21 protein-coding genes are annotated in these 19,866 nt (G+C 73.3%); 10 read left to right on the forward strand and 11 right to left on the reverse strand.

Features of this window, described 5'->3' with window-relative positions; genetic code table 11:
* Positions 1–95: 95 nt before the first annotated feature.
* On the forward strand, positions 96–932 hold the full coding sequence (locus HEP81_RS06610; RefSeq protein WP_037654828.1) for an aldo/keto reductase: 837 nt from the start codon (positions 96–98) through the stop codon (positions 930–932).
* 113 nt (positions 933–1,045) lie between these two features.
* Here the strand turns inward: HEP81_RS06610 and HEP81_RS06615 are convergent, their stop codons facing one another.
* On the reverse strand, positions 1,046–1,657 hold the full coding sequence (locus HEP81_RS06615; RefSeq protein ID WP_037654825.1) for an antibiotic biosynthesis monooxygenase family protein: 612 nt from the start codon (positions 1,655–1,657) through the stop codon (positions 1,046–1,048).
* A gap of 185 nt (positions 1,658–1,842) precedes the next feature.
* Between HEP81_RS06615 and HEP81_RS06620 the strand changes: the two genes are divergently transcribed.
* Positions 1,843–2,550, forward strand: a complete 708-nt coding sequence (locus HEP81_RS06620; protein WP_037654824.1) for a glycoside hydrolase family 75 protein — start codon at positions 1,843–1,845, stop codon at positions 2,548–2,550.
* Between the two features lie 13 nt (positions 2,551–2,563).
* On the opposite strand, the gene HEP81_RS06625 is transcribed toward HEP81_RS06620, so the two are convergent.
* On the reverse strand, positions 2,564–3,265 hold the full coding sequence (locus tag HEP81_RS06625) for an SDR family oxidoreductase (protein WP_037654822.1): 702 nt from the start codon (positions 3,263–3,265) through the stop codon (positions 2,564–2,566).
* Positions 3,266–3,360: 95 nt separating this feature from the next.
* Complete coding sequence (locus HEP81_RS06630) at positions 3,361–4,305, reverse strand: class I SAM-dependent methyltransferase (RefSeq protein WP_037654820.1); 945 nt, start codon at positions 4,303–4,305, stop codon at positions 3,361–3,363.
* Positions 4,306–4,451: 146 nt separating this feature from the next.
* Between HEP81_RS06630 and HEP81_RS06635 the strand changes: the two genes are divergently transcribed.
* Positions 4,452–5,216: a phytanoyl-CoA dioxygenase family protein gene (locus tag HEP81_RS06635; RefSeq protein WP_051850133.1), complete on the forward strand. Its 765-nt coding sequence runs from the start codon at positions 4,452–4,454 to the stop codon at positions 5,214–5,216.
* A 53-nt stretch (positions 5,217–5,269) separates the two neighbouring features.
* Here the strand turns inward: HEP81_RS06635 and HEP81_RS06640 are convergent, their stop codons facing one another.
* Together HEP81_RS06640 and HEP81_RS06645 are read right to left on the reverse strand one after the other, a co-directional pair.
* Complete coding sequence (locus tag HEP81_RS06640; protein ID WP_037654815.1) at positions 5,270–6,010, reverse strand: class I SAM-dependent methyltransferase; 741 nt, start codon at positions 6,008–6,010, stop codon at positions 5,270–5,272.
* Between the two features lie 5 nt (positions 6,011–6,015).
* Positions 6,016–6,321 (reverse strand): 4a-hydroxytetrahydrobiopterin dehydratase, encoded by a 306-nt coding sequence (locus HEP81_RS06645; protein ID WP_037654812.1) that lies wholly within the window; start codon positions 6,319–6,321, stop codon positions 6,016–6,018.
* A 212-nt stretch (positions 6,322–6,533) separates the two neighbouring features.
* On the opposite strand from HEP81_RS06645, the gene HEP81_RS06650 reads away from it, so the two are divergent.
* Positions 6,534–7,361: a helix-turn-helix domain-containing protein gene (locus HEP81_RS06650; RefSeq protein WP_037654810.1), complete on the forward strand. Its 828-nt coding sequence runs from the start codon at positions 6,534–6,536 to the stop codon at positions 7,359–7,361.
* Positions 7,362–7,460: 99 nt separating this feature from the next.
* Entirely contained in the window at positions 7,461–8,324 is an 864-nt protein-coding gene (locus tag HEP81_RS06655; RefSeq protein ID WP_037654808.1) for a helix-turn-helix domain-containing protein, read from the forward strand.
* Positions 8,325–8,422: 98 nt separating this feature from the next.
* Here HEP81_RS06655 and HEP81_RS06660 read toward each other — a convergent pair whose 3' ends face one another.
* The 3 genes from HEP81_RS06660 to HEP81_RS06670 all read right to left on the reverse strand — a co-directional run bounded on the left by HEP81_RS06660 (position 8,423) and on the right by HEP81_RS06670 (position 11,685).
* Positions 8,423–8,848: an OsmC family protein gene (locus HEP81_RS06660; RefSeq protein ID WP_037654806.1), complete on the reverse strand. Its 426-nt coding sequence runs from the start codon at positions 8,846–8,848 to the stop codon at positions 8,423–8,425.
* Positions 8,849–8,963: 115 nt separating this feature from the next.
* Positions 8,964–11,075: an alkaline phosphatase family protein gene (locus HEP81_RS06665; RefSeq protein ID WP_037654804.1), complete on the reverse strand. Its 2,112-nt coding sequence runs from the start codon at positions 11,073–11,075 to the stop codon at positions 8,964–8,966.
* A 178-nt stretch (positions 11,076–11,253) separates the two neighbouring features.
* Positions 11,254–11,685 (reverse strand): hypothetical protein, encoded by a 432-nt coding sequence (locus HEP81_RS06670; protein WP_051850110.1) that lies wholly within the window; start codon positions 11,683–11,685, stop codon positions 11,254–11,256.
* Between the two features lie 84 nt (positions 11,686–11,769).
* On the opposite strand from HEP81_RS06670, the gene HEP81_RS06675 reads away from it, so the two are divergent.
* Both HEP81_RS06675 and HEP81_RS06680 read left to right on the forward strand, forming a co-directional pair.
* Complete coding sequence (locus HEP81_RS06675) at positions 11,770–12,543, forward strand: MBL fold metallo-hydrolase (RefSeq protein ID WP_037654945.1); 774 nt, start codon at positions 11,770–11,772, stop codon at positions 12,541–12,543.
* On the forward strand, positions 12,540–13,172 hold the full coding sequence (locus HEP81_RS06680) for a DedA family protein (RefSeq protein WP_078967317.1): 633 nt from the start codon (positions 12,540–12,542) through the stop codon (positions 13,170–13,172). Before HEP81_RS06675 ends, HEP81_RS06680 begins: the two co-directional genes overlap by 4 nt.
* Before the next feature lie 12 nt (positions 13,173–13,184).
* Here the strand turns inward: HEP81_RS06680 and HEP81_RS06685 are convergent, their stop codons facing one another.
* From HEP81_RS06685 to HEP81_RS06695, 3 genes are all read right to left on the reverse strand, one after another.
* A complete protein-coding gene (locus HEP81_RS06685) occupies positions 13,185–14,348 on the reverse strand; it encodes an MBL fold metallo-hydrolase (protein ID WP_037654941.1) in 1,164 nt (387 codons plus the stop codon).
* Positions 14,345–15,604: an aminotransferase class I/II-fold pyridoxal phosphate-dependent enzyme gene (locus HEP81_RS06690; RefSeq protein ID WP_037654801.1), complete on the reverse strand. Its 1,260-nt coding sequence runs from the start codon at positions 15,602–15,604 to the stop codon at positions 14,345–14,347. The genes HEP81_RS06685 and HEP81_RS06690 overlap by 4 nt, the downstream gene beginning before the upstream one ends.
* Positions 15,605–15,791: 187 nt before the next feature.
* Entirely contained in the window at positions 15,792–16,574 is a 783-nt protein-coding gene (locus tag HEP81_RS06695; RefSeq protein ID WP_037654800.1) for a hypothetical protein, read from the reverse strand.
* 411 nt (positions 16,575–16,985) lie between these two features.
* On the opposite strand from HEP81_RS06695, the gene HEP81_RS06700 reads away from it, so the two are divergent.
* The 3 genes from HEP81_RS06700 to HEP81_RS06710 all read left to right on the forward strand — a co-directional run bounded on the left by HEP81_RS06700 (position 16,986) and on the right by HEP81_RS06710 (position 19,808).
* Positions 16,986–18,782, forward strand: a complete 1,797-nt coding sequence (locus HEP81_RS06700; RefSeq protein ID WP_037654799.1) for a thiamine pyrophosphate-requiring protein — start codon at positions 16,986–16,988, stop codon at positions 18,780–18,782.
* A 71-nt stretch (positions 18,783–18,853) separates the two neighbouring features.
* Entirely contained in the window at positions 18,854–19,231 is a 378-nt protein-coding gene (locus HEP81_RS06705; protein ID WP_037654797.1) for a DUF2795 domain-containing protein, read from the forward strand.
* Between the two features lie 34 nt (positions 19,232–19,265).
* Positions 19,266–19,808 carry a type 1 glutamine amidotransferase domain-containing protein gene (locus tag HEP81_RS06710; RefSeq protein ID WP_037654795.1) on the forward strand — a complete coding sequence of 181 codons (543 nt, stop codon included), beginning with the start codon at positions 19,266–19,268 and terminating at the stop codon, positions 19,806–19,808.
* The last annotated feature ends 58 nt before the right edge of the window (positions 19,809–19,866 follow it).

Here is a 19,866-nt window from a genome sequence, read left to right on the forward strand (position 1 = left end):
GATCCTGATCTTCCAGGCGCGTCAGGAATGTATCGCGGTGTGTGATCGTTGACGATGGAGAACCACGTCGTCGACCAGCGAAGGATCACGAGCTCGTGAGCAGCAAGGTCCCCCCGATCATCCTCAACAACGGCGTCGAGATGCCCCAGGTGGGCTTCGGCGTGTGGCAGGTGCCGGACGACGAGGCCGAGCGGGCCGTCGGCACGGCGCTTGAGGCCGGGTACCGCAGCATCGACACGGCCGCGGCGTACGGCAACGAAGAGGGCACCGGCCGGGCCATCGCGGCCTCCGGTCTGCCCCGCGAGGACATCTTCGTCACCACCAAGCTCTGGAACAGCGACCAGGGGTACGACGCGACCCTGCGTGCCTTCGACACCTCGCTCGGCAAGCTGGGGCTCGACCATCTCGACCTGTACCTGATCCACTGGCCGCTGCCGGCCCGGGACACGTACGTCGACACGTACAAGGCGCTGGAGAAGCTGTACGCCGACGGCCGGGTCCGTGCCATCGGTGTGTCCAACTTCCTGCCGGAGCACCTGCGGCGGCTCGCCGAGGAGACGTCCGTCATCCCCGCGGTGAACCAGATCGAGCTGCATCCGCATCTTCAGCAGCACGCGGCCCGGGAGTACCACGCGGAGCAGGGCATCCGGACGGAGGCATGGTCGCCGCTCGGGCAGGGCAAGGGGCTGCTGGAGGTGCCGGCGATCGTGGCGATCGCGCAGAAGCACAACCGCACTCCGGCGCAGGTGGTGCTGCGGTGGCATGTCCAGCAGGGCACCATCGTGATCCCGAAGTCGGTGACGCCGTCGCGGATCAAGGAGAACATCGAGGTGTTCGACTTCAGCCTGGACGCGGAGGACCTGGCGGCGATCGGCGCGCTGAACGAGGACCGGCGGATCGGTCCGGACCCGGCCACGTTCGACATGGGCTGACGCATTCTCTTCCGGCCGTGTGTACGGGAGTGCCCTGTACACACGGCCGAGGCTTCGAAGGGGTGCGGGGAACCGCGCGACCGGCCAGGACGGCGCCGCGGACCCGCCCGCACTCACAGCGTATGCGCGTCCGCGTGCACCACCTCGAACTCCTCCAGCGCCACCACCGTCGCCCGCGCCTTCGCCGTGCCGGAGCGTCGGATGGCGGAGAGGGCGGCGCGGGAGGCCGCGAGGGCGTGCTGGTCGGTGAAGACCGTGCCCGCGATGCCCCGGCCCCGGTCGTGGTCCAGCAGCAGCGCCGTACGGGCGAGTCCCGGTACCGTCTCAAGACGCGGCAGCGCGCTCGCGTGGAAGGTGTCGGCCAGCAGGTCCGCGTCCCGGGGGTCGAACTCCAGCCGGGCGACGCGCAGTCCGCCGCCGACCACGGGCCGGGGCAGGGCGTGGAAGACCGCGACGCGATAGTGCTCGACGGCCACCGAGGCGGCGAAGGGTTCCAGCAGCGCGGGGCGGCGTTCCCGCATCACCTCGTCGCTGTTGGCCTGTGCCTCCTCGGACTCCCACCAGCTGACCGTGAGCAGTTTGCCCAGCTCGCGGTCGACGAAGACGCCCGCGCCCCGATAGCCGGGCCGCTCCTCCAGCAGATCGTGACCCTGGCCGTTCAGAGCGCGCAGGGCCGAGTCCAGCCGGGCCGGGTCCCCGGTCGCGTACACCGTGCGTACGAACATGACGCCTCCCGGGCGCGAAGGGCGTGGATCCCTCCGGTGACTCCAGTCTCGCCATGAGCACAAACCCCCGCAATACGCACGGGGTTCCCACGAGTTCACAGCCGGAGGGTTGACGCGCACATGGCGTCTACGCCACGGTGGAGCCGCCCGGTAAGGAAAGTTTCCTAACAGAAGGGTCCCCCACAGTGCGTCTTCGATCACTGACCCTCGCCGCGGCCTCCGGGGCCGCCCTGCTCGCCGCCGGCCTGATGCCCGCGCACGCACTCGCGAACCCCGTGCCGACAGCCACGCCGAAGGCCGCCCAGGAGGGCTCGGTCAGCGCGGCCGACCTGCTCGCCAAGGTGAAGTCCTGTTCGCAGATCTCCAACGGCAAGTACAAGACCGACGACGAGACCTCGGCCACGGTCCCCGTCTGCGGCAAGAACGGCGCGGTCTTCTGGAAGGCCGACATGGACATCGACTGCGACGGCCAGCGCACCACCAACTGCAACGAGGACCGCGACCCCTGGTACCAGGACGACACCGCCTTCCACCAGTCCGACGGCAAGCCCCTGAAGTCCGAGTCGCTGCCCTATGTCGTGGTGCCCAGCTCCAGCAGCATCTGGAAGTACTCCGACTACGGGATCAAGGGCGGTGGCGTGGTCGCCGTCATCTACAACAACAAGGTGGAGTACGCCGTCGTCGGCGACACCGGCCCCACGAAGATCATCGGCGAGGCGTCGTACGCCACCGCCAAGGCGCTCGGGATCGACCCCGACCCGGCGACCGGCGGCGCGGACTCGGGCGTGACCTACATCCTGTTCAAGGACTCCAAGGTCTCCCCCATCGAGAGCCACAGCGCCGCCGTGTCCCTCGGCGACCGGCTGGCGCAGCAGTTCATAGCCAACAACTAGAACTGCTGGTACGTCAGTTGGGCTGACCCAGCGGACGTACGACCACGGTGTTGACATCGACCCCGGCCGGCTGCCGGATCGCCCACACCACGGAGTCGGCGATCTGGCCGGCGGTCAGCAGAGGCCCCGGGGGCAGGCTGCCGTAGCCGTCCCAGAACGGGGTCTCCACCCGGCCGGGGGCGATCAGCGTCACCCCGACGCCGAACTCGGTGACCTGCCGCCGGGTGTTCTCGGCGAGCCCGGTGACCGCCCACTTGGTCGCCCCATAGAGGTTGCCGGGCGTGTTCACGAACCCGGCGACGCTGCCGACGAGCACGATCCGGCCGCGCGTCTCCTTGAGCGCGTCGACCGAGGCGCGGATGAGCAGGGCCGGGCCGAGGACGTTGGTGAGCACCATCTCGGACCAGCCCGCCGGGTCGCCCTCCGCCACGGAGTCATGCGTGGCGAACCCGGCGTTGGCGACCACGGCGTCCAGTCGGCCGTACGCCGTGCGGGTGCGGTCGACCGCGCGCCGGATGTCGTCGTACGACGCCGCGTCGCCGACGACCGTCGTCAGTTCCTCGGGGTCGCCCAGGCCCTCGGCGAAGTCCCGCAGCCGCCGTTCCGTGCGGCCGGTGACGGTGACCCGGTGGCCCGCGGCCAGCAGTTGCCGGGCGACGGCAGCCCCGATGCCGCTGCCGCCGCCGGTGATGAGCGCGACCGGAGAGTCGTTCATGGTTTCCCCCTGGATTTCCGAATGCCGTTGGACGGAAAGGGAGTTCACCACTTGAAGCGCTCTCGAAGTCAAGTGCCGTCGGACAACGGGCGCGGTCAGGACGGGCGTGCGGCCGTGTGCACGGTGTACGCGGACAGCACGAAGACGTCCGGCCGCCGGTGGACGCTCGCGGGGTCGGCGGGGTCCAGGAGCCGGTCGAGGGTGTCCCGGTCCTCGGCGGCCAGGGCGTCGCCGAAGCCCTCGCGCAGCCGGCCGAGGGTGGCGGCGACATAGGCGCGGGTCCGGTCGTCGGCCGGGGCGGGCAGGTCGAGCAGGAAGCTGCGGGTGCCGGTGTACCGCAGGCCCGCGGCGGTCAGCAGGGCCGGCCAGTCCTCGGTCTCGGCGACGGAGCCGGGCAGTTCGGAGCGCATCCGGGTGAACCACTCCTCCTCCAGCGCGTCCAGCCGTGCCTGGAGTCCGGGGCGGCCGATGCCGAGGTCGCGGGGCAGGAAGCGGGAGGGCAGGCCGCCTTCGAGGAGGGCCAGGGTGCCACCGGGGGCGAGCCGCTGCCCGAACGCGGTGAGCGCGGCCCGCTGGTCGCCGAGGTGGTGCAGGCTGCGGCTGGCCCACAGCAGATCGGCCGGCTTCGACAACTGGTCCAGTACGTCCGGGAGTTCACCGGCGAGGGTGTCGAAGCGGTCGGCGAGGCCCAGCCGGTCGGCACGGGCGCGGGCCCGGTCGAGGAGCGGCGCGGTGCCGTCCACGGCGACCACCCGGGCGCCGGGGAACGCCTCGGCGAACAGGCAGGACAGGACCCCCGGTCCGCTGCCCGCGTCCGCGATCAGCCCCGGCTCGGCGACCTCGTCCGCGAGCCAGGACAGGGCCTGCCGGTACAGCGGGGCGAACAGTTCGGCCTGGGCCTCCAGCAGGGGGGCCATCTCGTTCCAGTCGAGGTCCGTGCCGTGCCCCTGCCCGTGCCCATGCCCATGGCCGTGCTTGTGTCCGTGGTCCTCTTCGTGCCCCTGGCCCTGGGTGTGCTCGCCGTGGTGGTCGTGCGCCATGGTGGTCAGCCTCTCTTCCGGATGCCGTCAGGGTGCGACGGCACACCGGGCGAGGGCCAGTTCCGTTGCCGACCCGGCAAATCCGGGGCGAGCGGCCGCCGGAAAATCGGATGCCCGGCCCTCTCTCCTCGTCCACGATGGCCCGCATGGGCAACGACATGGTGGAGCGCTTCCTCGCCGACGGATTCGTGAAGATCGAGGGCGCGGTCGCGCCCCGGGTCGCCGAGGACTGCGCGCGGCTGCTGTGGCGGGAGACGGGGTACGACCCGGAGGACCCCGGCACCTGGAAGGAACCGGTGGTACGGATCGGCGGCCTGGCGCAGGGCCCTTTCGCGGCCGCCGCCAACTCCCCCGCCCTGCATGCGGCGTTCGACCTGCTGGTGGGTGAACGGCGTTGGCTGCCGCGGTACTCGCTCGGCACGTTCCCGCTGCGCTTCCCGCACCCCGAGGACCCGGGCGACGCCGGCTGGCACATCGAGGGCAGCTATCTGCCCGAGGGCGCCACCTGGTTCCACACCAATCTGCTTTCGAGGGACCGGGCGTTGCTGATGCTGTTCCTGTTCAGCGAGGTGACCGAGGAGGACGCCCCGACGCGGATCCGGGTCGGCTCACATCTGGATGTGCCGCGGATCCTCGAACCGTACGGCGAGGCGGGTGTCTCCGGCCTTGAGATCGCGCCGGAGCTGGTCGCGGCGAGCGCACAGCGGCCGCTCGCCCTGGCCACCGGGCGCCCCGGCGATGTCTATCTGTGCCATCCCTTCCTGGTGCACGCGGCGCAGCCGCACCGCGGCGTCCGGCCGCGGCTCATGGCGCAGCCGCCGCTGGAGCCCGCGGTGCCGTACGAGCTGGAGCGGCCGGACGGGGCGTACTCGCCGGTGGAGACGGCGATCCGCCGGGGGCTCGGGCGATAGCCACCGGGGCCGGCCACCCGCCCCCGCCCCGCCCCGTCGGCCTCCGACACCCGTCAGTGTTTACGGAAGGCGCGCAAGCTGAACGTCGGGTCCGCGCGCGGGCGGTCCTGGTCGGGGAGGGCGGCGAGGCGGGCGGCGTACGTCTCCCGGCGGGGATCGCCGGGTGGCAGCAGGCTGAACCAGCCCCGGTGCAGGTCGGCGATGGTGCTGCGGGGGCTGCGGCCCTGGCCGACGCCGGGGAAGGCGGACCGTCCCGCGAGAGCGAGCCCGTGCCGGGCGGCCTGCGCGGTGACGAGGTCGGCGGCATCCGCGGCGGGGCGGATCGGGCGGTCGGCGAGGGCGGCCTCGATGTCGCTGCCCACGTCGTGCGCGGCGGCCTTGTCGACCGTCGTGACGTACACCCCGCCGGGCCGAAGGACGCGGGCGCACTCGGCGAGGACCGTGGCCAGGTCGTCGGGGCCGGTCAGCAGGTGCAGCAGCCAGATGCTGGTGACGGCGTCGAAGGCGGCGTCGGGGAAGGGCAGTCGGCGGCTGTCGGCCCGGACGATCGCGCCGGGCAGTCGGGCGGCGGCCCGGTGGATCATGCCGGGGGCGAGGTCCGCGCCGGTCACCCGGGTCGCGGGGCGGGCCGCGGCGAGCCTGCGGGTGACGATGCCGGTGCCGCAGCCGAGGTCCAGGAGGCGGCCCGGGCGGTCGGGTATCAGGGCGAGGACGGCGTCCGCGGCGGCCTCGGCGCGCTGCTCGCCGCCGCGTGAGGCGTCGTAGACACGGGCTTCCTTGTCGTAATCGAGCACGACGCTCAGTGTGCGCCGTGGCCCGGGGCGATGTCTTGCACCCTGCGGGCGAGGGTGAAGTCCTTCTCGGTGAGGGTGCCGCCGGCGCTGTGGGTGGTGAGGGTGAGGTCGACGGAGTGATAGCCGAGGGTGCAGTCGGAGTGGTGGTCCAGCTCGTCCTGGATGCGGGCGATGTGCATGACCAGGGCGGCCGCGGCGAAGTGCGAGGGGAGCCGGTAGGTACGGGTGAGCCGGTCGCCGTCCGCGGACCAGCCGGGAAGTTCGGCGGTCCGGTCCTCGATCTCCTTCTGCGACAGCGGTGCGACGGCCATGGCGCGGCTCCCTTCGGGTCGGGGCTGATCTCCTCCCCAGCCTGCCACGCGCCGGGCCGGGCGGGCGGGCGACGCGTCCACGGGGCCGATGCTCGGCGCCCCGTCGATTCCGGCCGGCCCCCGCGACTGTCGGCAAGATCCGAAAGACCGGCCCTGGCGCGTCCGCGGGTGCGAGGTCGTTGGGGTGCGTACTTCTCGTTTAGGGTCGAGGTATGACCATGGTCGCCACCGAAGCTTCCGTGTCCACCGCCGCCTCCGACAGCAAGGGGGTGGGTCCGCTGCTCCGTGCCTGGCGGGAGCGGCGCCGCATCTCCCAGCTGGAGCTGGCCCTGCGGGCCGACTCCTCCGCCCGGCACATCAGTTTCGTGGAGACCGGCAGGTCCCGCCCGAGCGAGGAGATGGTGCTGCGGCTCGCCGAGCATCTGGACGTACCCGTGCGGGAGCGCAACGCGCTGCTGCTGGCCGCCGGTTACGCCCCGCGCTACCCGGAGACCCCGCTGGACGATCCCGCCCTTGACGCCCTGCGCGACGGGATGGAGCGGCTCATCCAGGGCTACGAGCCGTATCCCGCGCTGGTGGTGGACGCCGGGTACACCGTCGTGGCCGCCAACCGGGGCATCACGATGCTGCTCGACGGCATCCCGGAGAAGCTGCTGCACCCACCGAACGCGATGCGGCTGACCCTGCACCCCGAGGGCCTCGCGCCGCGGATCCGCAATCTGAGGGAGTGGCGCGGGCATCTGGTGGCGCAGATGGAGCGGCAGCTCGCGCTGCACCGCTCCGATCAACTCCGCGCCCTGTACGAGGAGGTGACGGCGTATCCGGTGCCCGAGGACGCGCCGGGCGAGGAGCCGGAGGAGCCGGTGCCGTACTTCGCGCTGCCGATGCGGGTCGAACACGAGGGCCGGATCCTGTCGTTCGTGTCCTCCATCTCCACCTTCAACACGCCGATGGACGTCACCGTCGCCGAACTCGCCATCGAGACCTTCCTGCCGGCGGACCCGGCGACCGCCAAGTACCTCCAGACACTCGCGGGTTGACGAACCTGTGACCCTTTAGTGCGCTCGATCCGCTGTGCGAGAAGGCGTCGCGTGACAGACTGCTGCGCGCCAAGGCGACACGGCAGGGGAGGGCGTGGCGTGAGTGAGCGGCGGGCCGCACCCACCGTGGGTCAGGTGGTGCTCGGCAAGCGGTTGCAGGAGTTGCGGGAGGCGGCGGGGCTCAGCCGGGAGGAGGCCGCCGGTGTACTGCGGGTCGCTGCGGCGACGGTACGGCGCATGGAGACGGCCGAAGTCGCGCTGAAAATACCGTACTTGCAGGTACTCCTCGACACCTACGGGGTGGCGCACGAGGAGGCGGCCGCGTTCGTGCGGCTGGCGGAGGAGGCCAACCAGCCGGGCTGGTGGCAGCGGTTCCACGATGTGCTGCCCGACTGGTTCAGTCTCTACGTCAGCCTGGAGGGCGCCGCCCGGATCATCCGCTCCTACGAGCCGCACTTCGTACCGGGGCTGCTCCAGACCGAGGCGTACGCGCGGGCGGTGATGGAGGCGGGGACGATCGGGCAGAGCGAGCCGGAGTCGGTGGAGCGGCATGTGTCGCTGCGGATGGAACGGCAGCGGCTGCTGGAGCGCGCCGATCCCCCGCACCTGTGGGTGATCATGGACGAGACGGTGTTGCGACGCCCGGTGAGCACGTCCGCCGAGGTCATGCGCGAGCAGCTGGACCGGCTGATCGGGTGCGCCGAGCAGGACCGGATCACGCTTCAGGTCGCGGAGTTCGCGGCGGGCCCGCACCCGGGGACGTACGCGCCGTTCACGCTGTTCCGGTTCGCCGAGCCGGAGTTGCCCGACATGGTGTTCACCGAGTATCTGACCGGTGCCCTGTATCTGGACGCACGGCGGGAGGTCGCCGCGCATCTGGAGGTGCTGGACCATATGACGGCGCGGGCCGCCTCGGCGCGGCGCACCCGGGAGATCCTGCGGGAGTACCGGGCGCGGTTCTGAGGCGTACGGGCCCGGGTCCGGCGGACGCCCTACGGCCCCGAGGTGCCGCGCTCCGCCGGGGAGCGCGGCACCCGGGTACCGGGAAGGGACGCCCCGGCTCAGGCCAGTTCGGCGGTCAGGGTGATGGTCGTACCGGTGAGCGCCTGGCTGACCGGGCAGTTCTTCTTGGCGTCCTCGGCGGCCGACGTGAAGCCCTGCTCGTCCAGGCCGGGCACCTCGCCGCGCACGGTGAGGTGGATGCCGGTGATGCCCTCGCCGGGCTGGAAGGTGACGTCGGCCTTGGTCTCCAGCTTGGTGGGCGGGGTGCCGGCGCCGGTCAGGCCGTGGGCGAGGGCCATGGAGAAGCAGCTGGAGTGGGCGGCCGCGATCAGCTCTTCCGGGCTGGTCTTGCCGTTCGCCTGCTCGGCGCGCGACGGCCAGGACACCGGCTGCTCGCCGATGCCGGAGGAGTCGAAGCTGACGACGCCCTTGCCGTCGAGAAGGTTGCCTTCCCATTCGGTGTGCGCGGTGCGCGTGGTGGCCACGGTGGTTCCTTTCGCGAGGGAGCGGTGCGGTCCCGTTGCCGGGTGTCCGGGATCCCTATCCGATCACATCCGCGCGGCGGAGGCGGGGGTTCGGCGGTGCCCGTGGGACGCGTCGTCAGGCCGCCCGCTCGTCCTCCTCCTCGGCGGCGGCCGCGCCGAGCGGGACCTCGGGTCCGGACAGCTCGCCGAGCCAGCGGCGCAGCACCCGGTGCACCTGCTCGGCCCCGGTCAGCCGCTCCCCCGCCGCGGCGGGCTCGGACAGCTCCACCGGCGACATCAGGAACGGTCGGGACTGGGCGCCGCCGAGCCCGCCGTGGGAGCCGATCTGCTCCTCGAAGGCGAGCACCTCGCCGTCGGCGGGTTCGTACGCGGAGTTCACCATGATGTCGGCGGTGTGCGGGAAGGAGTGGGTGCGGCGCACCGCCGCGACGGCGCCGGGTCCGAAGCGGGCCAGCGGGCCGGGGTCGCGGTCGAGGTCGGCCAGCGGGATCTCGGTGCCGCCGGGGCCGAGCAGCACGCCGTCGTGCGCCGCGCTCGCCACCAGCAGGAAGCCGATGCCGGGGTGGTTGGCGAGGGTGCCGAGCAGGGCGGGGTGGCGGGCGTCGATCTCCTCCTTGGTCATGCGGTGGCGCACATCGGGGAAGGAGACGAGGCCCAGGTTGCCGGAGGCCAGCACGATCGGCTCGCGGCGGGCGGGGTGGTGCTGCTCGCCCTCCTCCACGGGCCGGCGCAGGGCGGCACGGACGGCGGCCCGCGCCTCGGTGCCGCTGTGCGTGTGTCCGGCACGGCGCGGCACGTGCAGTCCGCAGCCGGCCCGTACCAGGTCGGCGAGGGTGAGGCCGTAGCGGGCGTGGAAGGTCTCGCCGGGGCTCTGCCCGTGGTCGGAGAGGACGACGAGGCGGTACGGGCGCGGGGCGTGGTCGGCGACCCGGGCGAGCAGGGCGATGCTCCGGTCGAGGCGGGCGAGCACCTTCTCGGCGTCGCGGCTGTAAGGCCCGGAGTGGTGGGCCACCTCGTCGTAGGCGACCAGGTCGGCGTAGACGGCGGTGCGTCCCGCGAGCATGTCGCCCATCACCGCGGCGACCACGACGTCCCGTTCCACGACGGTGGCGAAGGCGCGGACCAGCGGGTAGAGGCCGCCGCGGGAGACCCGGGGGCGCCGGCGGCGGAATCGGGCGCGAGTGGACTCGCCGATCTCGCGGGCCACCTCGGCGATGAAGGACAGGGCGGTGCGCACGGCGTTGGCCGGGTCGGAGAAGTAGGCGAAGTACCCGGCGCGGGAACGGTTCTCCCGGCTTCGGCGGCGGGCCGCTATGGACAGCACGAGGGCCTGTTCCCCGGCGCCGCCGCTGAAGAGGTTGCCGCGGCTGGCGCCGTCCACGGTGAGCAGTCCGCCGTCGCCGGTGTGCGCGACGGCGCGGCGCTGGAGTTCGGCGGCGCTGGTCGGCCGGTTGCAGACCATCACCTCCCCGCGGTCCTTCTCGTACCAGCGGAAGGCGGGGACGTCGTAGGTGCTGCCGTGCAGGATGCCGAGCTGGCTGGCGCCGGTCTGGCTGGACCAGTCGGTGTGCCAGGGGGTGAGGCGGTGGGTGGGGGCCTGGGTGCCCCCGTCCACCGCCAGCAGACGGGCGAGCGTCGGCATCAGCCCCTTGTCCACGGCCGCCGTCAGCACGTCGTGGCCGACGCCGTCGAGCTGGAGGAAGACCAGGCCGGGGGTGGTGGCGCAGGGCGGGTCCGTTCTTCGCCGGCGGTCGGCGAGACGGTGCAGCCGGCGCCGGTACGCCTCGTCGTCGCGCACGGCGAGCGCACCGCCCGTGGCGGAGGCGACGGCCGACATGACCGCGGCCACGATGACGGCGGTCTCCGGCGCGACCGCGCCCCGGCCGGTGGGGTTCAGGCGCAGGGCGACCAGCAGCAGCGAGCCGTTGAGGAAGAAGACCAGCAGGCCGAGGACGAGGGCGGGGACGAGCAGCAGCAGACGGACGAGCAGCGGCCACACCACGGCGGACAGGATGCCGAACGCGCCCGCGCCGAGGGCGGCGGTGAGGGCGATCCGGGTGGCGCTGTCGCCGTCGGCGGACTGGAGCCGGAAGTCGGGCAGGAGCAGCGCGAGGGCCAGCATGGTGAGTGTGGAGACGGCCCATACGGCGACGCTGCGCCCGATCTGACGGGCGATCCGCCGCCATCCGATCCGACCGGCGGCCCGCCGCCACCCTACGCCCCGCACGCCCGCGCTTCCTCCGCTTCGACCCGCCCCCGCCCCGCGGCGAGGTCACCGTCCCGGTGCGCTGGGGCGACCGGGCCGCCCTCCACCTTGTCATACCGGCCGAGAACCACCCGAAGGAGTGATGGAGGGCTCACCGTCCGTGGTGCCGGAGAGGCCGCCGTCCGTCGTGTCCGCGGGATCACCGTCCGTCGTACCCGGCGGTCGGCATGGACAGCCGACGGTGCACCCGGGCCTTCATCTGCGCGTCGTACGACGGTTCCGCCCGGCCCACCGTGACCACGCGCACCCCGCGCCGCGCGCACTCCGCGGTGAACTCCTCGACGGACGACAGGGCTCGGCGCAGCACCCGCAGGCTGGGCACGACGAACAGGTCGACACCGGGGCGTACGCCGTCCCACAGGGCGCGATGATCGAAGCGGAGCCCGCCGACGAGCAGTTCCCGGGCGACGACATAGCCGTGTTCGTCGGCCCAGCGGGCGCACATGGCGTGCTGGGTGCGGCTGTCGACGAGAAAGGGGTCGGCGTCGAGTTCTTCGAGGGGGGTCAGACTGGCGATGGCGATCACCCGTGCCGGTGTGCGCGCGCCGGAGGCGCCGCGTGGTTGTCCCATGGCGTCCCCCTCACCTCCGGTTTTCGCCGCCGACCCTACTCCTGCCCGTAGGCTTCGGACAGGCGCGTGAAGGAGGCGAAGAAGGTGCCGGTGGAGATCACCTGGTGGGGTCATGCCACCTGCACGATCGAGGACTCGAACATACGAGTGCTCACTGATCCCCTGTTCGCCAGTCGGCTGGCGCATCTGCGGCGCCGGCGGGGCCCGCTCCCCTCCGCCGAGGCCCGGCGTGCCGACGTGGTGCTCGTCTCCCACCTGCACGCCGACCATCTGCATCTGCCGTCACTGGGGGCGCTCGACCCGGGCACACGCCTGCTTGTGCCCCGGGGCGCACTCCAGGTGGTGCCGGGCGTGCGCCGGCTGCGACACCTCCGCGTCACCGAGGTGGTCCCGGGGGACGAGATACGCGTCGGCGAGCTGCTGGTGCGGGTGGTGCCCGCACGGCACGACGGACGGCGGCTGCCGGTGGGCCCGCATCGCTCGCCCGCGCTGGGCTTCGTCGTCGAGGGGGAGGCGCGGACGTACTTCGCCGGGGACACCGGGCTGTTCGACGCGATGGCCGGCTGGGTCGGACCGGTGGACGTGGCATTGCTGCCGGTCGGCGGCTGGGGGCCGTTCCTCGGGGAGGGGCATCTGGACGCGGGCCGGGCGGCAGCGGCTCTGGACCTGCTGGCGCCGCAGGCGGCGATACCGGCGCACTACGGGACGTACTGGCCGATCGGCATGGACGCGGTGCGGCCGCATGAATTCCACTCCCCCGGCGACGAGTTCGTACGGCTCGCCGCCCTGGCCGCCCCGAAGGTGGCGGTGCACAAACCGGCGCACGGCGAGAGTGTCCGGCCGGCGGTCGCCCGGTGAGCCGGCTGGCGGCCGCGGCGACGCTGGCCGCGGCGACGACGTCCGCGGTGCCGCCCGAGTCGACTCAACAGGCACTCGGTTACCCGTCGTTGTTCCTGCTGGTGCTGATCGGCGCGCTGGTGCCGGTGGTGCCGACCGGGGCGCTGGTGAGTTCGGCGGCGGTGGTGGCGTTCCATCAGACGGCGCCGTTCGCGATGGCGTTGGTGTTCGTCACGGCGTCCCTCGCGGCGTTCCTCGGGGACGCGGCGCTGTACTGGCTGGGACGGCGGGGGCTGCGGTCGCGGGGCGGCTCGCGGTGGCTGGAGGCGATACGGTCGCGGGCGCCGGAGGAGCGGCTGGAGCAGGCGCGGGGGAAGCTGGCCGACCACGGGGTCGCGGTGCTCGTGCTCTCCCGGCTGGTGCCGGGAGGCCGTATTCCGGTGATGCTGGCGTGTCTCATGGCGGAGTGGCCGTCTCGGCGGTTCGCGCGGGGGAATGTGGCGGCGTGTCTGGCGTGGGCGGCGACGTATCAGGTGATCGGGATCGTGGGGGGTTCGCTGTTTCCCGAGCCGTGGGAGGGGGTGGTGGTGGCGGTGGTGCTGACCGTCGCGATCAGCGCGTTCCCGGGACTGGTGCGGCGGTTCCGGTAGCGCGGGAAGAAGTCAGCCGAGGGTTCTCGAAGAGCCGATCGGCATGTCCCACAGGTCCTCTCTGGGCAGGCCCGCCTCCTCCCAGGCCGCCTGGACGCGGGTCAGGGGTTCGAGGACCGGTTCCGCCGAGAGGACGAAGGTGGCCCAGTGCATCGGGGCCATGCGGTGGGCGCCCAGGTCGACGGTGGCCCGGACGGCTTCCTCGGGGTCGCAGTGGACGTCGCAGAGCCACCAGCGGGGGTCGTAGGCGCCGATGGGCATCAGGGCGAGGTCGATACCGGGGTAGCGGCGGCCGATGCGGGAGAACCAGTGGCCGTAGCCGGTGTCGCCGGCGAAGTAGAGGCGCGGACCGCCGGGGGCGGTGAGGACCCAGCCGCCCCACAGGCTGTGGCAGGTGTCGGTCAGGGTGCGCTTGGACCAGTGGTGGGCGGGCACGAAGTCGAAGCGGACGCCCGCCAGTTCGGCGCCCTCCCACCAGTCCAGCTCGGTGACCCGGGTGAACTCGCGGCGCCGGAACCAGCGGCCGAGCCCGGCCGGTGCGAACACCGGCGTGTCGCGCGGGAGTCGGCGCAGGGTGGGGGCGTCCAGATGGTCGTAGTGGTTGTGGCTGATGACCACCGCGTCGATCCGGGGCAACTGATCCCAGGGCACCCCTACGGGGGTGATGCGGGCCGGGGTGCCGAGGATGCGGCGCGACCAGACCGGGTCGGTGAGCACGGTCAAGCCCCCCACCTGGACGATCCAGCTGGCGTGCCCGGCCCAGGTGACGGCGAGGGTGCCGGTGTCGACGCGGGGCAGCGGGGCGGGCGCGTACGGCAGCCGGGAGATGTCGGCGAGGCCCTGCGCGTCGGGGCGTACGGCGCCCTCGCGGGCGAAGCGGGCGAGCGCCTTGAGGCCGGGCAGCGGTGCGGTGAGCCGGTCGTGGAACGTGCGCGGCCACACCCGGCGTTCGCCCAGCGGGCGGGGTTCGGCCAGCGGCGGGAAGGGGGGCGCGCCGGGGGCGGGCGGGGCGGTCGCCGCGCCCGTGGTGGCGTCGGCCGCCGTCGCCGTACCGGTGTCACCGCCCGCACGGGCTTCGGTCGCCGTCGAAGTCGTGGAAGCCGTCGAAGTCGTGGGAGCCGTGGTCGAGTTGTCGGCCGTCGGGGTCGATCCGGGCTCTTGCGTCTGCTGCGTCATCGAGGAGGCTCCCATCGCTGGGCTTCGTCGCGGAGATCGTCGAGGACCGACCTCAAGGAGATCAACGAGCGTTGTACAAAGGGCAGTTCCCATGGTGTGGGTGAGGTGAGGGCTGCCGTGCGTTCTTCCTCGTCCGCGCCGCCCAGCAGCGGCCCGGTGCCGATCCGTACGCGCGGGGCCGCCAGATCGTCGCCGAAGCGGTGGCCGCCGGGCACGGGCATACCGGTCCTGGCGGTGAGAAAGTCCTCCAGTTCCTGTGCGTCGTTCACGTCCTGGGCGGCGAGCGCCTCGCGGAACGGGCTCAGGTCGGCGTAGACGTGGCGCCCGGCCTGCGGGGGGCGGGCGAGGGCGCCGGCGGCGGTGACCTCGGCGTGCGCCGCGTCGGCCAGCCGGGCGTGCAGCCGTACGGCGGCCTCGCGGCGCTCGGTCACGGGCGGGGGTTCGTCCAGGGCGTAGCAGGCGGCCGCGGCGACGGGGGTGGCGAGGCGGGCGCCGAGCCCGGTGAGGATGTCCAGGACCCGTGCGTGCAGGCGCCGTCCGGTGTCGGAGGCGGGGAAGCGGGCGACGGCGGCGGGCCAGCCGGGCGGCAGCAGGGAGCCGGCCAGGTCGGTGACGACGGTGACCCGGTCGGGCCGCATCTCGGCGGGGCTGAGCAGGACGGTGGCGTGCGGCGCGTGCACGGTGTCGCGCCAGGTCTCGTCGCTGACCAGGTGCAGGCCCTCGGCGGTGGCGGCCTCCACGGTCTCGTGCAGAAGTTCGGGCGGGGCGACGGTGGCGGTGGGGTCGTCGGCGACGGACAGCACCAGCAGCCGGGGGTCGCCGCCCTCGGCGCGGACCCGGCGCACGGTCTCCAGCAGCGCGTAGGGGTCGGGGACGCCGCCGCTCTCGGCGGGCGTGGGCACATGGAAGACGGGCCGCCCGAGGACCCGAGCGTAGGGGGCCCACCAGGCGGCGCAGGGGCGGGGTACGAGGACGTCGGCGCCGTCCCCGGCGAGCGCCGCGGTGAGCGCGAGGAGCAGTGCGGGGGCGCCGGGTCCGGCGGCGACCTGGTCCGGGACGCAGGGCAGGGCGCGGCGGGTCCAGTAGCCGCAGGCGGCCTCCAGCAGGGCGGGGGCGCCGCCGACGGGCTGGGCGTCGGCGCGGCCCGCCGCCGCGGCGACCGCGGCGGTCAGTTCGGGGAGCACGGGCAGGCCGTCGCCGGGCAGTGGCGGGCCGTAGCGGACGGGGCCGTGGCCCTCGGGGTCCGTCCGCCGCATGTCCGCCTCCGCGCAGTCCGTGGTGCCGCCCGGCCCGGGGCCGTGCCGTCCGGTGTGCCGCCCTGGACTTCCGCCCCGCGCCGGACGGTGCCGAAGGTGCGGCGAGCGGCGGGTGGGTCGGGAGTGTCCTCGGGATCCTGTGTACCCGCTGGGCGTAACTCCATGGCCGGGGCGGGAGTTGTGCGGGTCACACGTCCGCCGGGCGGTCACCTCCGCCGGTGCGCAAGCGGCCGTGGATCCGGTAGCCGGCGCCCGCGCAGGCGGCGGCGATCAGGGCCGCGCCCGCGGCCAGGGCGGGGACCGAGTCGTTGAAGGTGCCGCCCACGCCGGCCGCCACGCCGTGCTGGGTGCCGCCCCCGCCGACGGCGCAGTCGTCGCCCTCGTCGTCGCCGCCGCTGCCTGGGGTCCAGCTCGTGGCGCCGTTGCGGTCGTCGCCGCCGCCGTCGTCGTAGGAGTCCTCGGAGTAGCCGGAGTAGCCGGAGGACGAGCGGGAGTCGCGGCAGGAGTCGTCGCCCGAGTCCTCGCAGGCGCCGGAGCGGGCGCCGGAAGCGGCACCGTCGCAGGCGCGGTCGTCGTCGGCGCAGGTCTCGCTCTTCGCGCCGGTGCACTGCCGCGCGTCACCGGTACAGGTCTCCCCCGCCCGGCACTGGGTGCCCGTGCCGGTGCCGTTCCCCGCCCCGGTCCCGCCGCACGACTTGCCGGGGCCGCCGCTCGCCCGTGGGTCCGGGCTCCCGCTCGCCCGGGCCGTGGGTCCGGGCACCCGGCCCGCGCCGCCCCCCGCGTCCGGGTCCGGCGCGGGGGCCGGCGCCCGGGTGGTGCCCGGCAGCTGCGGCTCCGGGACGGTCGTGGGGGCGCAGCTCGCGGATCCCGCGCCGGGGGCGGCCGCCACGGCGAGGGCGGCGGGGCCGGTCAGGGCGAGCGCGGCGCCGGCGGCGAGGGCGACGGGCAGGGCGCGGACGGTGCGGCGCATGGAAGGGCTCCTCGGGAGCTACGGCGGACTGCGGATGACGGTCGGCGGCTGACGGGTGCGGACGGCTGAGGGCGGGCAGTGGTCGGCGAACGGCGGGCTGACGGTCGTACGGGCGCGGTCGTTACGGGCGGCTGGGGCGGCGATACGACTCCCACGCCCTGCGGCGCCCGGGGTCGTACCCCTGCCTCCCCAGCCATCACAGCCCGCCCCTCGCCCCGGCGCGCGCCGCCGGACCCCATTCGCGGGACGCGGACGCCCACCCGGGTGACGGCGTAGCCCGGTGCGAGGCTCCCGGGCGCCGGAGCGCGCGGGACTCACGAACCCTCGGGAGGTTTTCCGCACTGCCCGCCGGAGACTCGGTCGACGCTGACCGGATCGTCCGCTTCGCAACCCCACCGGGGAGGTCCTTCCATGAGCACGAAGGTGTCCGACCATGTCCTGGAGCGTCTGCGCGCCTGGGATGTCGAGCAGGTGTTCGCCTATCCGGGCGACGGCATCAACGGACTGCTCGCCGCGTGGGGCCGCGCCGGGGACAAGCCGCGGTTCATCCAGTCCCGGCACGAGGAGATGTCCGCGTTCGAGGCGGTCGGGTACGCGAAGTTCAGCGGGCGCATCGGGGTGTGCGCGGCGACCTCGGGACCGGGCGCGATCCACCTCCTGAACGGCCTGTACGACGCGAAGCTCGACCATGTGCCGGTGCTGGCGATCGTCGGCCAGACCGATCGCAGCGCGATGGGCGGCTCCTACCAGCAGGAGGTCGACCTGCACACGCTGTACAAGGACGTCGCCTCGGAGTTCGTGGAGACGGTGACGGTGCCCGAGCAGCTGCCGAACGTGCTGGACCGGGCGATCCGTACGGCGTACGCGCGGCGCTGCCCGACCGCGCTGATCATCCCCGGCGATGTGCAGGAGCTGGACTACTCGCCGCCGACGCACTCGTTCAAGATGGTGCCCTCCAGCCTGGGGGTCAGCGATTGGACGGCGACCCCGACGGACGAGGCGCTGCGCCGGGCCGCGGAGGTGCTGAACGCGGGCGACAAGCCGGCGATCCTGGTCGGGCAGGGTGCCGCGGGCGCGGTCGCGGAGGTGCGGGAGATCGCGGAGCTGCTCGGCGCGGGCGTCGCCAAGGCGCTGCTCGGCAAGGACGTGCTCAGCGATGAGCTGCCGTACGTCACCGGGCCGATCGGGCTGCTGGGCAGCCGGCCGTCGTACGAGCTGATGCGGGACTGCGACACGCTGCTGACCATCGGGTCCTCGTTCCCGTACGCCCAGTTCCTGCCGGACTTCGGCTCGGCGCGCGCCGTGCAGATCGATCTCGATCCGCACATGATCGGGATGCGGTACCCGTACGAGGTGAATCTCGTCGGCGACGCGCGGGCGACGCTCCAGCGGCTGATCCCGCTGCTGGAGACCGACCGGGGCGGCCGGGAGTGGTACGACACGGTGACCGCGAACGTGCGGCGCTGGCACGAGACGATGGACCGGCGGGCCGGGCTCGCGGCGGACCCGATCAACCCGGAGTACGTGGCGCGGGCCCTCGACCCGCTGCTCCCCGACGACGTGATCCTCACCGCCGACTCGGGCTCGGTGGCGAACTGGTACGCGCGGCACATCACCATGCGGCCCGGTATGCGCGGCTCGCTGTCCGGGACGCTCGCGACGATGGGGCCCGGGGTGCCGTACGCGATCGGCGCGAAGTTCGCGCACCCGGACCGCCCGGTGGTGGCGCTGGTGGGCGACGGCGCGATGCAGATGAACGGGCTGGCGGAGATGATCACCGCGGCCAAGTACCGGGACCGCTGGTCGGATCCCCGGCTGGTGGTCGCGGTGTGGAACAACCAGGACCTGAACCAGGTGACCTGGGAGATGCGGGCGATGGAGGGCGCGCCGTCCTTCCTGCCCTCGCAGGAGATCCCGGACGTGCGGTACGCCGATTTCGCGCGGTCGCTCGGCCTTGAGGGCATCCGGGTGGAGAAGTCCGAGGACGTGGCGGCGGGCTGGCGGGCGGCGCTCGCGGCGGACCGGCCCTGTGTGATCGAGTTCCTGACCGACCCCGCCGTACCGCCGGTCCCGCCGCACGCCACCTGGGAGCAGATGGAGGCCACGGCCGCCTCGGTCCTCAAGGGCGACCCGGACCGGGGCTCGGTGGTCAAGCAGGGCCTGAAGGCGAAGGTCCAGGAGTTCCTGCCGGGCCGGACCAGGCGGTAGACGGCGGTGGCGGTGTTTGGTGGTGCCGTACCGGGTACGCGGGTGCGGACGTTCGATCCCTGGAGGGAGATATGCAGCGAGGCAGTGACCGGCTGAACGTGCACCGGGACGACGAGATGAAGCATGAGCTCAAGGGTCTGCTGAGGTCCGGGCACCCGACCCGGGCCGAGGAGTGGCACGACCCGGAGCCCGCCGCCGACGACGACCCGGAGGTGACCGGCGGCCCGGTCGGCGGGATCGGCTCCCCGGCGTCCCTGGAACGGGTGCGGCTGGAGCTGGCCCGCAGCCTGAGCCGCAGCGCCTTCCCGGCCCGCCCGGGCGAGCTGGTCTCGGCGCTGCGCCGGGACAACGCGCCGGATCCGCTGGTGGACGCGGTGGCGGAGCTGCCGCGCGGCGAGCGGTTCCGCAATGTGCAGCAACTGGCCGAGGCGCTCTCGGGCGGCGGATGAGCGAGGGAAGAGCGAGCAAAGGAGGACGAAGATCATGCGCATCGCGTTTCTGGTGGCGCCCGAGGGCGTCGAGCAGGTGGAGCTGACCGAGCCGTGGAAGGCGGCCGCGGACGCGGGGCACGAGCCGGTGCTGGTGTCGACCGAGTCCGGGAAGGTTCAGGGGTTCAACCATCTCGACAAGGCGGACACCTTCGAGGTGGACGAGGTGGTCGGCGAGGCGGACGCCGGCTCGTTCGGGGGGCTTGTGCTGCCCGGCGGGGTGGCGAACCCGGACTTCCTGCGGATGGACGAGAAGGCCGTGGGGTTCGTGAAGGACTTCTTCGACCAGGGGCGTCCGGTCGCCGCGATCTGCCACGCGCCCTGGACGCTGGTGGAGGCGGACGTCGTGCGCGGCCGGGTGCTGACCTCCTGGCCGAGCCTGAAGACGGACATCCGCAACGCCGGCGGTACCTGGGTGGACGAGCAGGTCAAGGTCTGCGACCACGGACCCAACCAGCTGGTGACCAGCCGTAAGCCGGACGATCTGAAGGCGTTCTGCGAGACGTTCCTCCAGGTGTTCGAGGGTGCGGCCGGCTGAGACCCCGCCGGTTCGGTGACATGGTGAGGGGGCCGACCCAGGACGGGTCGGCCCCCTC

It is taken from the genome of Streptomyces griseofuscus (assembly GCF_014673495.1).
In the GTDB taxonomy this organism is placed as follows: domain Bacteria; phylum Actinomycetota; class Actinomycetes; order Streptomycetales; family Streptomycetaceae; genus Streptomyces; species Streptomyces murinus.